At 70.1% G+C, this 14,519-nt stretch carries 15 protein-coding genes; 11 read left to right on the forward strand and 4 right to left on the reverse strand.

Going from position 1 to position 14,519, the window contains the following annotated elements; all coding sequences use genetic code 11:
* The first annotated feature begins 164 nt into the window (after window positions 1–164).
* Window positions 165–722 carry a hypothetical protein gene (locus ACIQ87_RS37305; protein ID WP_402416044.1) on the forward strand — a complete coding sequence of 186 codons (558 nt, stop codon included), beginning with the start codon at window positions 165–167 and terminating at the stop codon, window positions 720–722.
* A 95-nt stretch (window positions 723–817) separates the two neighbouring features.
* Window positions 818–1,294: a Pycsar system effector family protein gene (locus ACIQ87_RS37310; RefSeq protein WP_402416047.1), complete on the forward strand. Its 477-nt coding sequence runs from the start codon at window positions 818–820 to the stop codon at window positions 1,292–1,294.
* A gap of 66 nt (window positions 1,295–1,360) precedes the next feature.
* On the opposite strand, the gene ACIQ87_RS37315 is transcribed toward ACIQ87_RS37310, so the two are convergent.
* Together ACIQ87_RS37315 and ACIQ87_RS37320 are read right to left on the reverse strand one after the other, a co-directional pair.
* A complete protein-coding gene (locus ACIQ87_RS37315; protein ID WP_402416050.1) occupies window positions 1,361–2,272 on the reverse strand; it encodes a ParB/RepB/Spo0J family partition protein in 912 nt (303 codons plus the stop codon).
* 98 nt (window positions 2,273–2,370) lie between these two features.
* Window positions 2,371–3,519, reverse strand: coding sequence for a ParA family protein (locus tag ACIQ87_RS37320; RefSeq protein WP_402416053.1), 1,149 nt, complete (start codon window positions 3,517–3,519; stop codon window positions 2,371–2,373).
* 372 nt (window positions 3,520–3,891) lie between these two features.
* On the opposite strand from ACIQ87_RS37320, the gene ACIQ87_RS37325 reads away from it, so the two are divergent.
* The gene (locus ACIQ87_RS37325) at window positions 3,892–4,095 is read left to right on the forward strand and encodes a hypothetical protein (RefSeq protein ID WP_402416055.1); all 204 of its coding nucleotides are present in this window, start codon (window positions 3,892–3,894) and stop codon (window positions 4,093–4,095) included.
* A gap of 806 nt (window positions 4,096–4,901) precedes the next feature.
* Here ACIQ87_RS37325 and ACIQ87_RS37330 read toward each other — a convergent pair.
* The gene (locus ACIQ87_RS37330) at window positions 4,902–5,282 is read right to left on the reverse strand and encodes a peptidoglycan-binding protein (RefSeq protein ID WP_402416058.1); all 381 of its coding nucleotides are present in this window, start codon (window positions 5,280–5,282) and stop codon (window positions 4,902–4,904) included.
* A 974-nt stretch (window positions 5,283–6,256) separates the two neighbouring features.
* Between ACIQ87_RS37330 and ACIQ87_RS37335 the strand changes: the two genes are divergently transcribed.
* From ACIQ87_RS37335 to ACIQ87_RS37370, 8 genes are all read left to right on the forward strand, one after another.
* The gene (locus tag ACIQ87_RS37335; RefSeq protein WP_402416061.1) at window positions 6,257–6,874 is read left to right on the forward strand and encodes an RNA polymerase sigma factor; all 618 of its coding nucleotides are present in this window, start codon (window positions 6,257–6,259) and stop codon (window positions 6,872–6,874) included.
* Complete coding sequence (locus tag ACIQ87_RS37340) at window positions 6,843–7,583, forward strand: hypothetical protein (protein ID WP_402416064.1); 741 nt, start codon at window positions 6,843–6,845, stop codon at window positions 7,581–7,583. The genes ACIQ87_RS37335 and ACIQ87_RS37340 overlap by 32 nt, the downstream gene beginning before the upstream one ends.
* Window positions 7,584–7,799: 216 nt before the next feature.
* A complete protein-coding gene (locus ACIQ87_RS37345; RefSeq protein WP_402416066.1) occupies window positions 7,800–7,967 on the forward strand; it encodes a hypothetical protein in 168 nt (55 codons plus the stop codon).
* 123 nt (window positions 7,968–8,090) lie between these two features.
* Window positions 8,091–8,423: a hypothetical protein gene (locus ACIQ87_RS37350; protein WP_402416068.1), complete on the forward strand. Its 333-nt coding sequence runs from the start codon at window positions 8,091–8,093 to the stop codon at window positions 8,421–8,423.
* Window positions 8,420–8,698, forward strand: a complete 279-nt coding sequence (locus tag ACIQ87_RS37355; RefSeq protein WP_402416071.1) for a hypothetical protein — start codon at window positions 8,420–8,422, stop codon at window positions 8,696–8,698. Before ACIQ87_RS37350 ends, ACIQ87_RS37355 begins: the two co-directional genes overlap by 4 nt.
* Before the next feature lie 59 nt (window positions 8,699–8,757).
* Window positions 8,758–9,030 (forward strand): hypothetical protein, encoded by a 273-nt coding sequence (locus tag ACIQ87_RS37360; protein WP_402416074.1) that lies wholly within the window; start codon window positions 8,758–8,760, stop codon window positions 9,028–9,030.
* A 94-nt stretch (window positions 9,031–9,124) separates the two neighbouring features.
* A complete protein-coding gene (locus tag ACIQ87_RS37365) occupies window positions 9,125–9,694 on the forward strand; it encodes a hypothetical protein (RefSeq protein ID WP_402416077.1) in 570 nt (189 codons plus the stop codon).
* Window positions 9,695–9,865: 171 nt separating this feature from the next.
* The gene (locus ACIQ87_RS37370; RefSeq protein ID WP_402416080.1) at window positions 9,866–11,329 is read left to right on the forward strand and encodes a serine/threonine-protein kinase; all 1,464 of its coding nucleotides are present in this window, start codon (window positions 9,866–9,868) and stop codon (window positions 11,327–11,329) included.
* A gap of 154 nt (window positions 11,330–11,483) precedes the next feature.
* Here the strand turns inward: ACIQ87_RS37370 and ACIQ87_RS37375 are convergent, their stop codons facing one another.
* The gene (locus ACIQ87_RS37375; protein WP_402416084.1) at window positions 11,484–14,018 is read right to left on the reverse strand and encodes a Helicase associated domain protein; all 2,535 of its coding nucleotides are present in this window, start codon (window positions 14,016–14,018) and stop codon (window positions 11,484–11,486) included.
* Between the last annotated feature and the right edge of the window lie 501 nt (window positions 14,019–14,519).

A 14,519-nucleotide genomic window follows, 5' to 3' on the forward strand; every position in this document is an offset into this window, starting at 1 on the left:
CGACCTGACCATCGTGGGCGGCCGGGTCGCCGGCGGACGCGGCGCCACCCTGGTCCAGGGCCCCGCCCCCGCCCTCCCGCAGCGGCCGCGGCACCGCGCTCCTCTACCGGCGCGAAACGCTTGGCCGACGCATCGCCTGGAACACCGACTACACCGACACCGAGATGCACCACGGCTTCGGCGTCGCCGGCTTCGTCCTCCCCGGCCTGCCCGCCCCGCTCGCCGTCGCCAGCGTGCACCTCACCCCGTACAGCGCGGACAAGGCCATCGCCGAGGCCGACTTCGCCGCCAGCCGCGCCTACCGGCACGGCCCCTACTGCGTCCTCGGCGGCGACATCAACTACCCGCCCGTCGCCGGACCCGACCCGGCCTGGGAGCGGATGCGCCCCTACAACCGCGGCTCCCGCACCCTCCTCACCGACCCGGCCCTCCACCAGCAGACCGCCCCGCTCCCGGACCGCCGGATCGCCTGGAAGCTCGCCGCCAACGGCCTCACCGACACCGCCTGGCACCTCCACCAGCAGACCGGCGACAACGACCTGCTGCGCCGCACCGGCAACGACGACCGGATCGATCAGGTGTGGGTGTCCGCCCCGCTGGCCCCGGCCATCGACTCCTACACCCTGCTCGACGACCCGATTGGCGCGAGCGACCACCACGGCCTGGCCGTCGTCCTCGACACCGACCGAATCGACACCAGCCAGCCCTGGACGTACCGCTGACCAGCTCGACGCGCTGATCGAACCCAGTCCTAAACCGCCGGCCCGGCCGCACACGCGGCCGGGCCGGACCATGCCCGCAGGAGGACTCCACCCCGATGCCCACCCAACAGCCGCCCGGCCTCGACGCCGACCGCACCGAGCGGAACCTCGACGAGGGGCTGAACCACGTGATCAGCGAGATCGCCCGTACCGACAGCAAAGCCGGCCTACTCCTGGCCCTTGACGGCGTCCTCGCCGCGGCCGTCGCGATCCTCGCCCAGGCGCAGGACGTCAGCCTGCCCGTTATCACCCCGGTCGCCGGCCTTCTCCTCGCCGCCACCCTCCTCGCCGTCCTCGTCGTCCGCCCCCACATCCTCGGTGGCGACCGCAGCGACCGCGCCTTCTACGCCCGCTGGGCGGCCTGCTCCCCCACCGAGCTGCGCGCCGAACTCATCACCGACCGCCGCTTGGACCGGCTGCGCGTCCTGTCCGCCCTCTGCCACCGCAAGATGATCCTGCTCCGCTGGGCGTCGGACCTCACGATCGCCGCCCTGACCGCCCTCGCTGCGGCCGCCCTCATCATCGCCGCCTAAGCCCCGTTGACAACGCCAAAGGCCCGTACCCCAGGTGCTGGGGTACGGGCCTTTGGCGTTTACGAACTAGAAGGTGTTCATGCTCTGCGCTGGCTCCAAGTCATCGATCAGGAGGCCTGCGAGGGTGGTGCGCTGTTCAGCCGGCATGTGGTCCCGGAGCAGCTTGTAGACCGATGCCGGGTCGTCCCACGCGACACTCGGCACCGCCGGGGACGGGGGCGCAGCTGCGGCTGGACCGTTAACGGCGTTAACGGTGGAGTGTTCCGCTCGTCCAGGCTCATCGCCTGCCGAAGGGGTATTAACGGCGTTAACGGGCGGAGTCGGCTCCCGTTTGGCGAGCTCTCGCCGAGGGGCCCGCTGCCGGGGGGTCTTAACGGCGTTAATAGCCTCTGCTGCGGCCGACGCCTGCTGCTCCTTGGGCATCCGGCCGATACGGCGGGCCGGCTCCACCTTCAGTTCCCCGGCCTCCACCTTCTCCTGTAGGTCGGGTGTGAGCTCCAGGAGCGCGAGGCGCTGGGAGACCCAGGCGGGCGTCTTGCCCAGGCGCTTCGCTACCTTCCCCTGCGAGCCATGGACCGCCACGAGGTCCTGGATGGCCTTCGCCTGGTCCAGCGGGGGGACGTCCACCCGGTGAACGTTGGCGATCAGCGCGGTCTCCAGCAGATCCGCAGCGCTCGTGGCGAGGTCGTCGTTGACGTCGATCCGCAGCTCCGCGAGCTTCGCAAGGTGGGCCGCAGCCAAGCGGCGATTGCCGTCGATGACGACGTACTCGGCCTTGCCCAGCTTCTCCTCAAGCCCCGGGAACACGGCCAGGAACACAGCCCTGCGGACCACGGCGACGGGCTGGATCTGTCCCTTGATCCGCAACGACTCGGCGGTCTCTTCAAGTTCGGTGAGCTCGTCGCGCGGATTGAAGGGGTTGTGGGCAAGCAGGCGCAGCTCGACCGACGTCGGAGGGCGCCGGCCTTCGCCGCTCATGATCTGCTGGCGAGTCCGGACGCGACGGGGCCCCGGGGCATCGTCCTCACCACCGTCGCCGATGTTGAATCCGCGAGTGACCCGCCGAGTAGGGGACGTCATACCGCAAGCTCCTTCGCCAAGTCGCGCATGACCTGCGCGTGTTCGCTGTCCGGCGCGTACTCCAGCAGCGGGATCTCGCCGTCCGCGGCTTCGCGGCCTTCCTTCAGGTCACCGATGACAGCCAGGACCGCAGGCGAACTGCTCTTCTCCCACTGGTCCTTGTTCTCCTTCACGAGCTTGCCGCGACGGCTGTCGTACGCGTTGATGATCAGCCCGAGGTAGTCGACCTGGATGCGGCCCTTGCGGCACAGGTCGTCCATCTGGGACTTGAGCAGACGGAACGCGCGGTGGGAGGCCTTGTTCGCCCAGACCGGGGTGATGACACCGGACCGGTCGGCGAGCTCGCCCTCGCGGCGGCGTACGTAGTAGAGCGCGGTGTCCATGTTGAGCCCGAGGCTGGGCGGCCCGTCGATAATGATGACGTCGTAGTCCGCTTCCAGTGGTTCCAGAGCACGCTCCAGCGCGGCCTCGCTGAAGCTGACCTTCGACAGCGCGATGTCTCGCAGGAACGCGTCGTCCGACGCGGGCAGCAAGTGCAGCCGCTCGCCGAAACGGGCACCGTCAAGGGACACCAACAGCTCGTGGATGTCTCCTCGGGCCGTCCCGTCCATGTGCATCATCAGCGTCTCGACGCCGTCCTCGTACATGAGATCCTCGAAGCCGAGCTCGGCCGTGAGGTGCCCCTGCGGGTCGTAGTCGACCAGGAGAACGCGATGGCCGGCCTCTGCCAGCGCCTGAGCGATGCCGGACGAGATGAAGGTCTTGCCCACCCCGCCCTTTTGGTTCGCCACTATGACGCGAACGACGGGCTGGGCGACCAGCGGCGCGGATGGCGACGGATGCTTCTTCAACCACAGCGTCAACGCCTGGGCCAGTCCCTGCACGTAGGTGATCTCGCGGTCGTTGCACGCGCCCTTGAACCGGTCGGCTTCGCCTGCGGGCAGGAACGTTCCCCACGTCTTGGCGCCGTCGGTGTTCACCTCCGGGAGGTCCGAAGCCTCGTACCAATCGCGGATTGCGTACTCAGCTGCGTCCTGAATGTCCAGACCATGCTCAAATGCGCGGATTTTCAACTGGCGTCTCAACTGCGGCGGAAGAGAAGTAATTAGCTTCTCTCGCTTCAAACTGGCCGAAGGGCTGCTCATAAGACCAAACATTACTAGGTCATTTCGTCGGGCCCATCCCGCCACTCCGGATCGCGTGGATCGCCCACTGCCTGGTCGGCATGCTCGCCCTCCCCGGCGGGCATGCCGCACGCGGACCCATCAGGGGAAGGAGACCAGCACGGTGTCGTGGCGGGATGCGGTACAGCCGGCGTTGAGGGTGATGCTGCAGGGGGAGGCCTACCCGGACCCCTACCTGGAGCTGCTGCGCGTCGGGGTGGAACACCGGGAGGTCGCCGAAGACGTCGTCGTGACGCTGGCGGTCGACGGGGCGCTCGTCACAGGGGCCGCGATCTCGGCTTCGGCGTGGGAGGACCTGTACGTCCGTCAGGTGGGGAGGCCGATTACTACGGGATGCGGAAGGTCGTGCGGGAGGTGCTCGGGCACCTGGACCAGGCCGCCGAGGATGGGCGTCGCCGCCGGGCGCCCGACCCGCGCTTCCTGCACCTGAAGGACGTCACCGTCCGCTCCGGCCGTACCGCCCGGAGGCTGCCGGCCTGGCGTGGGTCGCTCGCGGCGGTCAGCGGCTGGAGCCTGGGCGAGCCGGAAGACCGTTGACGGTACGTCGCCCGCACAGCAGCCAGGGGAAGGACACTGGGCCGGGGCCAATGGACACCATCCACCTCGGAGCAGCTCCAGGAACTACCTGGGCGCTCTCGCCGCAGGTCGCAGGGGACCACCTTCGCGCCCGCTTCCCCGACCTGCGGGCCTGGAGCTGCCCCGGATCCTGCCCGGCGACCCGGCGTGGATCCGGCGCGCCGCCTACCTCTCGGAGGTCCTCGGCCTGGTCGCCAGCGCGGCTCGCGTCCGCCCGCACGCCTATCCCCTCCCCGCCCTGACCCTGGAAACGGCGGGAGAGGCCATCGGGGACATCGACGCCGCCCTCACCGCCGCCGCAGCGGACGTCCCGCCCAGGTCGTCCTCTACGCCCTCCCCGCCTGGGTCCTGAAGGCCGTGCAGGACGTCCTCGCGGCACTGCGTGCCGCAGCCGTGGACGGTCCGGCGGACGAGTTCGGGCTGCCGTCGATGCTGGTGTCGCTGGGGGAGAGCCTGGACTACCCGAGGGTCCGGACGCCGGCCGAGATGGCGGCGGACCTGGAGTCGGTGGTCGCGGTGCTGGAGCTCGACGGCCGGGCGGTACGGGCGGCGGCACCGACCTGGCCCTGGGGTGCCGGCAGGCCGGCACCGGGGCGGCGCTCGCCGAGGTCTTCGCGCGGTGGGTCCTCATCGGCGTTCCGCTGTAGTCCGATCGGGCACCCGGTGCCCACCTCGTGGCGTCCTCCCGGGGCGGCGAGCGCCAGGGGAAGATCGGGGCTGCCGCCGCCACCTGGCGGCCCCGATCTTCCAGGAGCTTTATCAGCCTTCTAGTAGGAGGTGGGCATGACGCTCCAACAGAACGGGTCGCTCTGCCCCAGGTAGTCGGCGTAGAGCTCGGTGCCGGTCAGGGGGCCGACGACGCCGTCCTGGTCGTAGCCGAGGGAGCGCTGGAAGTCCTTGACCGCCCGGAGCGTGTCATCGCCGAAGATGCCGTCCACGTCGACTTCGAGCGCAACCAGGTGCTTGTAGCCGTAGTACTTGTTGACGGCTATCTGAACGCACGTCACGGGGGCGCCCCTGTCGCCGTACCGGATGTAGCGCAGGCCCGGCTGTGCGCTCGCCGACGTGGTGCACACGGTGGTCAGCAGCAGGGCCCCGCACGCGGCGACCGTTCCCCTGCGAAGTGCCGACTTCATCCTCAGCTTCATCTAGGTTCCTCCCGATACATTCCGGTTAAGCGCCGAACTCCGCGAGGTCGTCCGGCCGACAGAACTGTAGGGCGCCGCGCACGCGTGGGTCGCCGTCTCAGGGCGGGCGTGCGCGTCCCACCGGTGTCCCACCTCTCTGACCTGCTCATCGGAGCGCAGCGCTCCACAGAAGTGGAGACGTCCCAACGGGGCCCGGCCTGCCTCCGCGTACCCCCGTAGGACCGCAGGGGCGCGGGGCACCTGCCACAACCAACCTCTACAGCTCCGCCCACTTGCAGGCCCCGGCTGCGGAGCAGGTGCCGGGCCGCGGGGTCAACGCCGCGCAGCTTGCCGCAGCGGCGGCCGGGGCGGTGGGGGGTCAGGGCGAGGACGGTGACAAGGTCGGCCACCGCGGGCTCAGGCGACACGGCGCGGCCGAGCCGGGAGTCCATCGGGGGACCGGGGTCGGCCGTCGGCACTGGTCGGGTGCCGTTTCGAGGAAAGGAAGGCGAGCCTACCCATCCTTGGGTCGTTCGACACCTCCCGTGCACTTGCAGTGAACGTGATGTGCATCACTCTGCATCGGAATCATCCCAGGTCAGGGGACTCTAAGTCATCCGGTGATCACGTTCCGCTAAATATCATGCCCTGATCCGGTGACGATCGCCTTCCTCCGAACGGTGGAAGGGGTGGAACGCAAGTTCCGCCCGGTTCGAACAACGGGCCCCTGTATCTGTACCTGTTCATCGGAAGGAGCGCCTTGTGGGGCACCACAGGCCCTGGCTCCCGCTGGCAATAGCCGCCGGACCCAGGATGACCGCGAGCACCCGCGCCGCGCGCACAACCGCTCGCACCGCCTCGCAGGCCACGACGGGCCGACCGCCCGTTCGCCGCGTCCCCGCGGAGCCTGACGTGCACGACTCGCAGCCGCACGGCACTGAGCCCTCGACCCCGGAGCCCGCGCGGCCGGCTCCCCACACCTCCGCGGAGACCTGGTGAACGACCCCTGGGACCAGCAGATCGGACCCGACCCGGTCGAGGCCCTCCCGCGGGACTTCGAGGCCTTCTTCATCGCCTGGCAGAAGAAGTTCCTCAAGTACGCCGACTCCCGGCTGCGCTCCCGGGAGGACGCCGAGGACGTCGTCCTCCGCGCGGCCGAGATCATCCACCGCAAGTGGGACCGGATCCTCACCCACAAGAACCCCATCGCCTTCGCCTTCTACATCCTCCAACGCCTGATCATCGACTACTGGCGCGACCAGACCCGCCAGGCCAAGGCCGAGCACGCGGCCCGCCTCATCGCCCGCGACAGCCCGGTCCACCACCCCAGCGCCGACCTCGCCCAGTTCCACCGCCTCGCCGAATACGAACAGCTCGACCAGGCCCTCGACGAACTCGACGAACACTCCCCCGTCCAGGCCGCCTGCATCCGGCTGCGCCACCTGGTGGGCATGTCCCACGACGAGATCGCCATCCTGCTCGACATCACCTCCAGCAAAGCCAAGAACGAGACCTGGATGGGGATGCGCTTCCTCAAAGACAGGCTCGACCGCCCCGCCGGGGCGAAGGGAGAACACCACCGTGACGACCTTCGAGGGAACCCTCGCGGCTGAAGCCGACCGCCTCGAACAGAAGTACGCGGACCATGACATCGACGCCTTCACCCGCCGTCTCGCCCGACGGATCGCGGAAGAGAGCGCCATGCCCCCCACCGAGCCCGAACCGGACTGGACGACACCCGTCGACCCGTCCGCCGCCACCAGGCCTACCCCGCTGCGCCCGCCCCGTCCGCCCCGTCCGCCGCGGCCCACCCGCCGCAGCATGCGCCGGCGCAGGGCGATCCTGCGGGGAACGGTGTACACAGCCGCACTGCCCGGCCGCCCCCGAGCCAGCACGAACCTGGCCGGCGAGCTGACCCGCCTGTGCGAGGACGTCCTGAAGTCCGACCAGATCCTCACCCTGGCCGACTTCGTAGAGGACTACGACGACGTCGGCGCGCGCACCTTCGCCTGCCTGCTCTACGCCCTCGGCAAGATCGACAGCGCGCTGTACTGGTGGAAGTTCGCCGCAGGGGCGGGCGACGGCCTGGCAGCCCACTGCCTGGCCGTACACCACGCCGCCCTCGGCACCCCGACCGACGCGCGGGTCTGGCGCACCTTCGCCAGGCTGGTCGGATTCAACCCCCTCCACCACCTTCCCCGGCCGGTGCGCGCTGGGACGGAACCCGCCCGCAATCTTGCTGCCACCGTCACCCACAACTCTCAACTCGAACAGTTCCTTGCTCAGCCCGCAGGACTGCCCCAGGAGCTGGTCGTCAGGTAGCGCCAGTCGGTGGTGTCGCCCGCCGGGCGACACCACCGACCACAGGCAGGCAGGCCTTGTCCCAGCCGGCGCTGAACTGCCGCCGGCAGGCCGCAGCTCGCGGACTGCTTTCCCCGTTTTCCTGTCCAAGATCAACAACGACCTGATCCCCTGCAGCCCGCCTCTGGTCTGCTGCATCCCGCGGCCGCAGCCGCAACCCCATACCGGAAGAGACCGATGCCGACCGTCCTCCAGCACGCCGCCCTCATCACCGCGGCGAGCGCCACCTGGTACGCCCTCGCCGTCTCGATCGTCGCCATCACCGCCGTCGCCGCCCGCAGCGAAGACCGCCGCCGTGACGCCCGCGAGGTCCTCAAGGTCCTCGTGCGCCGCAGCAGCGGCTGAGACCTTTCGCCGTCCGGCCCGCCAGGCCGCGGAGCGCTTGGCCCGCAGTCCCGCAGGCGAGGGCGGCCGCGGACGGCGGGTCGGGTATTTGATGGGAACGAGTGTTCGATTTACGATCGGGGTGTGACCAGCGCAGTCCCGTTCTCCCTCTCTCACAACCCCGGCCACCCGGAGTACCAGCCCGGTGACGCCGAGCGGGCGCCGCGCGCCCTGATGTCCGGCCCGGGGCGATGCTGGACGGTGGAGCCGCGCTGGCGCTGGGTGGAGATCCGCCTGGGCGGCCGGTGGAGGCCGGGTCAGCTGGAGCTGTGGCGTCTGCACCAGGGGTCGACCCGCTGGGTCGCCCTGGTGCGCTGGAGTCCCGAAGTCGACGACTGGGGCTGGTACCTCCACCACTGGGACACGATCCGCCGGACCCCGCAGCCCACCGACCCCGACGGCCCGGTGAGCTGGTGAACACCGGCACCGACACCAGGGCTGCCGCCACCGACCTCGCCGACGCCCTGGAGACGTTCGCCGACCACGCCGTCGCCCCCGGCACCGCCACCGAAGACGATGTCTGTGTGGCCATCGGCACCCCGTACGGAATCGAACAGCGCACCGTCCGCCTCCCCATCAACGTTGCCGACTGGATCACCGAGCTCCTCCGCGACGAGACCCGGACACTGGAGGCCGGCCCCGACGAGGACGGCGGCGGCCAGGACGCCGGGGTCGAACCGGCCTGGTGGTGACCACGGCACCTCCCGGAAACGCCCGCGCGGTGTCGGTGCCGGCTGGGAGGCTGGACAGTATGGACGACGACGCACTGCTGCGGGGCCGGGTCTACGGAGCCGATCACGACGACCCGCGCCCCGGCCCCAGGCCGGGCCACGACTACCCCGAGCTCGTCGGTGGCCCGCTCGACGGTCTGCTCCTGGACGTCACGGGTTGGGACGCCGACCAGCTGGCCGACGGCGCGGCGCTGTCCACTGAGATCGGCCACTACGGCGCCGGCGGTCGCGCCCACTACGAACCCCGACCCGCCGACCCGGCCCGCTGGGACTGGGCTGGCGACACTCCCTGACGGGCCGGGGCCTTCCTACCGCAGAGTCCCCGGTGGGGGCGGAGTTTCGGCGGAACCGCCCGCCAGACATCACCGGGTCGGGAGACTCGGCACCGTGACGACGAAATTCTCGGCGGGCCTGGAGCTGCCCCGGATCCTGCCCGGCGACCCGGCGTGGATCCGGCGCGCGGCCTACCTCTCGGAGGTCCTCGGCCTGGTCGCCAGCGCGGCCGATGTCCGCCCGCACGCCTACCCCCTCCCCGCCCTGACCCTGGAGGCGGCAGGCGAGGTCATCGGGAAGATCGACGCCGCCCTCACCGCCGCAGCAGCAGACGTCCCGCCCCAGGTCGTCCTCTACGCCCTCCCCGCCTGGGTCCTGAAGGCCTTGCAAGACGTCCTCGGAGCGCTGCGCACCGCAGCTGCGGACGGGCTGGCGAGCGAAGACGAGTTCGGGCTGCGGTCGATGCTGGTCTCACTGGGGGAGAGCCTGGACTACCCGAGGGTCCGGACGCCGGCCGAGATGGTGGCGGACCTGGAGCCGGTGGTGGCGGTGCTGGCCCTCGATGGCCCGGCGGTGCGGGCGGCGGCCACCGACCTGGCCCTGGGGCGGTGGCAGGTCGGCATCACTGGGGCGGCGCTCACTGAGGTCTTCGCGCAGTGGGTCCTCCTCGGCATTCCGCTGTAGCCGAGCGGTACCCGACGCCCCGTCGGACGGCCACCCTGACTGCCGAGCACAGGGGAAGGGCCCGCTACCTGCGCTCGTACCGCCGCCGGTGTCGATGTCGGTGCGCTGCGGCATGATGGACGGTCGGACGCGCGCGCGTCCGCTGAGACAACGGATCAGGCGAGGCGGGGCGTGGCAGAGAAAGTTGTTCTGGGCCAGGTGTGGGAGCTCGGCGCCCAGATCGGGGAGGGCGGGTTCGGTAAGGTCTTCGAGGCCCGCTCCGAGGACGGCCAACAGGCCGCGGTGAAGCTGATTGACAAGGAGCCCGGTCACGAGCGGGAGCTCCAGTTCCCGGGGAAGGGCGCCCGCAACGTCGTCCCGGTCATCGATCACGGCGAACACGATGGCCAGTGGGCGATCGTCATGCGGAGGGCGGACAAGCCGCTCAAGCAGCACCTGGCCGAGGCCGGCGGTACGCTCCCTCTCGACGAAGCTGTCCAGGTTCTCCGCGATGTCGCGATGGCCTTGGCGGACCTGGACGGCAACGTCGTGCACCGGGACCTCAAGCCCGGCAACATCCTGCTGCTCGACGGCGCGTGGTGCCTCGCGGACTTCGGGATGGCCCGGGTCGCCGACGCCACCACGGCCACCAACACCTGGAAGTTCGGCGGTACCCGGCCCTACATGGCCCCGGAGCGCTGGCGGCAGGAACGGGCGACCATCGCCTCCGACATCTACTCCCTGGGCATCATCGCCCACGAGCTGATCACGGGCACCCTGCCGTTCACCGGCCCGGACTTCCGAGACCAGCACCTGCACGCCGACCCGCCCGCGCTGCTCGGCGTCCCGATCGCGATGGCGGCCCTGATCGAGGAATGCCTCAACAAGGCGCCGCAGGCCCGTCCGGCTCCCGGCAACCTGCTGGTCCGCCTGGACAAGATCCAGCAGGCCCCGCGCACCGGCGGTCTCGCCGCGCTGGCGGCCGCCAACCGGGACGAGACCGCCCGCCACGCCGAGGCCGCCCGCCGGGAGTCCCAGCACCGGACCGAGCTCGAGAGCCGAAGGGACCTGTTTCGGGCGGCAACGAACGCCATGACCCGGATCTCTGAGACCGTTCTGGACACCATCATGGAGACCGCGCCCTCGGCCCAGGTCAAACGGGGCTCGCGGGGAGGGTGGATGGTGACCCTGAACCGCGGCCGGCTCAAGATGTCCGCCGTGCAGGAGACCGATCTCGGGATGTGGCAGAGGGGTACGACGCCGCGTTTCGACGTCGTCGCCCACGCCACCATCGCCCTGGAATGTGACGCCACCAACTGGGGCTACCACGGCCGCAACCACTCCCTCTGGTACTGCGACGCCCAGACCGAAGGCGAGTACCACTGGTACGAGACGGCGTTCATGACGAGCCCGCTCCTGGCCCGTACGGCGCCGACGATCGAGCCGTTCGCCCTTCTCCCGGGCCCGGAAGCCCGCGCCGCCCTGGAGTCGGGCCTGGACGTGCGTCAGGTGGCCTGGCCCTTCACTGAGGTGGACATCACCGACCTCGACGCCTTCATCGACAGGTGGACCCGGGTGCTGGCCGACGCAGCCGACGGCCAGCTGACCCACCCCAGCACCATGCCAGAGCGCCCAACGACGGGGACTTGGCGATAGCCGCGAAGCACAAGCCAGGCCCGCGCTCAGTCGAGAAGGCCTTTACAGACCCAGGCCGCCACCCCGCAGGGTGGCGGCCTGGGTCTGCTCGGGGCCTCGGTGGTGTACCGCCCGGCCAGCGACACCCGCCGCTCGGTCCCGGCCCGGGCACGGTCTACCAGCCAACCCCGAGGGCCTCCAGCTGCCCGAGCTGCTCCACGGTCAGCTTGTCCCGCCGGGCGCGCTGGTTGTTCAACCAGGTCCCCAGTGAGACCCCGTTCTCCTTGTGGGTGCGCGGTACCTTTGCGTGCCCTTCGCGTTCGACGAAGGCGGCGAGCGCCGCCAGGCCGGCGCCGAACCGGTCGGCCCGTGAGGTCCTCGGCTTCGCCGCGGCCGCCGCGCGCGCGGCGGCGAGCTCCTGATCCTCCTCGATGCCGATCGCCGTCAGCAGGTCCCGCTGGTCCTCCTCTAGGCCGGGCCAGCCGGCCCGCTGCGCCTGGACCCAGCGGCCGAGCTGCTCGCCCTCGTACACCGTGTCCAGGGGCAGGGAGGTCCAGTCGACCAGGCCGTCGGTGTCGAGCCACCACATGCGGGCGGTCGCGTAGGTGCGCTGCCAGGTGATCGGCCAGGCCGGGCACCAGAAGGGGTCGATCTCCTCCAGCGCCCGCCGGCGCTCCGGCGCCAGTGCCCCCGGCTCCCCGGCCGGGACCTGCGCCGCGGCCCGCAGCTCCGAGAGCCACGTGCCGATCGCGTAGCCGCCGACCGAGGCCCGCGCCGGAGCGGCCAAAGAGCCGCCATGACCCTTCGCCCACACGCGGGCCCAGTCCAGCCCGGCCTCGAACCTGGCATCCGAGACGGACCAGATCATCCCCAGCGCGTCGAGCATGTCGACCCGGTGGCGCGCCAATTCACCAGCGGCGTGCTCGCTGCGCCGATCGGAAAGCCATTTCCCGAGCGGGAAATTCCCTTCCTCACCGACCATCGCGGAGTACGGGACATCGAGTCCGCCGGTCTCCTCGCTCCACCGGCGGGCGTGGTTGATGCCTTCCCGCCAGAACTGGTTCTCACCGGTCAGGACCCGGGAGGCGATGAACAAGGCGAGCACGTTCTCGTCCACCGGCGTCTGGAACCGCACCGGCAGCGTGAACGCCCCCGCACCACCCGCCCCGCCCCCACCAATCATGCTCTCACCAGGCCCGACAGCGGCCTCGGCGCTGCGCCCCTTGGTCCGCTTGCCGGACTTCTGCGGGACCGCGAGGGCCTCGACGACCTTGGCGTCGTGGCTGCGCAGCGCGGTGAGGATCTTGACCAGCGGGCCGTAGGAGTCGGATTCCAGAATGTCTCCGGGGTCCTCTCCGGGCTTGAGGAAGACCGGCACGATTAGGCTGGCGGTCTTTCCCTCGCCGGGCTGCATGCGCAGGGCCCGGCCGATGGCCTGGACGATATCCACCATGCTGCCCCGGCCCTGTAGCAGAACCGAGTCCGCATTCGGCATGTCGACGCCCTCGCCCAGGACCTTGCAGTTACTGAAGATCCGAAGCTTGAGGCCGTCGTCGTCCTCGCCTTTTCCGAAGTCGCCGATGAGTTCCTTGCGGTAGTCGACCTCGTGCTCGCCGGAGAGCCACTGCGCCCAGACTTCCGCAGGGTATTTCTGCGGGTTCTGGAAGTGCAGCTTCTCGGCGGTCTGGTTCAGCGTCTCGGAGAAGTAGCGGGCCTCGATCGTGCGGTTGTGGAACGTGATGCAGCGCTCCAGCCCGCGCTCGGCGGCGGTCTTGAGGAGGCCGGCCTGCATGGCGGCGATCCGCTCGGCCGGCACCTCGTCCTCGCTGCCGTCCTCGGCCTCCCCGACCCCCGGACCCCACGGCACGCCCTGCCGCTCTGCGCCCTGGCGGTCGCCGAGCGGTTCGCGCAGCTCCAGGACCACGATCTCGAACGGGGCCAGCAGCTTCCTGTCGATGGCCTCCGCCAAGCCCAGGGAGAAGACGTGCGGGCCGTAGATCCGCTGGTCGTCCATGGACACCGCCAGCTCCTCCGGGAGCGGCTGGTAGGCCTCCTCGCGCCGCCGCATGGTCTTGCTGGGCGGCGCCCAGATTCGCGGGGTCGCGGTCATGTACAGCCGACGGTCGGCCGGAATCGCTGCCTGATGGTGAACTACCGTCCACGTCTTCTCGGTGCTCCCGGACGACCGGTGCGCCTCGTCGCAGACCATCAGGCCCAGCGGGGGCAGAACCCCACCCTCCTCACCCTCACGCTTCGCCCAGTAGGTGTAGGCGTCGGCGACCGCGCGGACCGAGGTGTAGGTGGCGAACAGGGTGGTCGGCCGGCGATGCCTTGCGGCGTGGGCCAGCCACATGCCAATCATCAGCGGGCTGGTGCTCGCCCTCACGCCGTAGGGCAGCTCGGAGTCAACCAGGGAGCACACCGCGTGCATGTCCCCGGAGCGGCCAGCCGCCCGCCACGAGCCGATCATCTGCACCAGCAGGTCCAGGGTCGGCACCACGACCAGGACCACGCCCCTCGGCGCGAGCTTCTGCCCGGCTGCGGCCCCTACGTACGACTTGCCCGACCCGGTCGCCATCTGCACGGTCACCCGCAGCCCGTTGGAGGGCACCGGGTGCCCCGGACGGGGCGTCAGGCCCCGCACGATCGCCTCCAGAGCCTCCTCCTGGTGCCCGCGCAGCGAGATGCCGGCGGCAGACTGAGCGGCCATCAGGCCCGGCTTTACGACGTTCACGAAGACGCGTCTCCCCTCACCCATTCCCGGGCCCACACCAGGGACCACGCGGGAAATTCCGACAGTGCCTTACTGATACATTCGACGGACCGAGACAGAAATCCAGTGGTCCGGAATACGAGCCCGATCAAAGCGACTATCCGGCAGGATATCAGAACCCGGTTACAAATTTCGGCGAATACCTGAAACGCTGGGGTGAGCACCCTGGTTCCGGCGGGATCACCTGACAGGTGAAGACTGATACACTGGGGATCGTTGCTGACCCTGTCAGGGTAGCGCATCCCGACCCGCCGCGAGGCCGAAACGGCGGTCTAGATCGTGGACTAGACCAATCCGAGAGGAGTGAAGCCGACCCGCACGCGCCTCCTCAGCGCCCCCCTCTCCCTAGTCAGCCTGTTGTGAGGTCAGCCAAAATCCCAGCTCAGCAATATAATGGGAGCTCAGCCACTGGAGGGAGTGGAGCGAAGCGGAGTGACC

The sequence above is a fragment of the Kitasatospora sp. NPDC096204 genome (genome assembly GCF_044763205.1).
In the GTDB taxonomy this organism is placed as follows: domain Bacteria; phylum Actinomycetota; class Actinomycetes; order Streptomycetales; family Streptomycetaceae; genus Kitasatospora.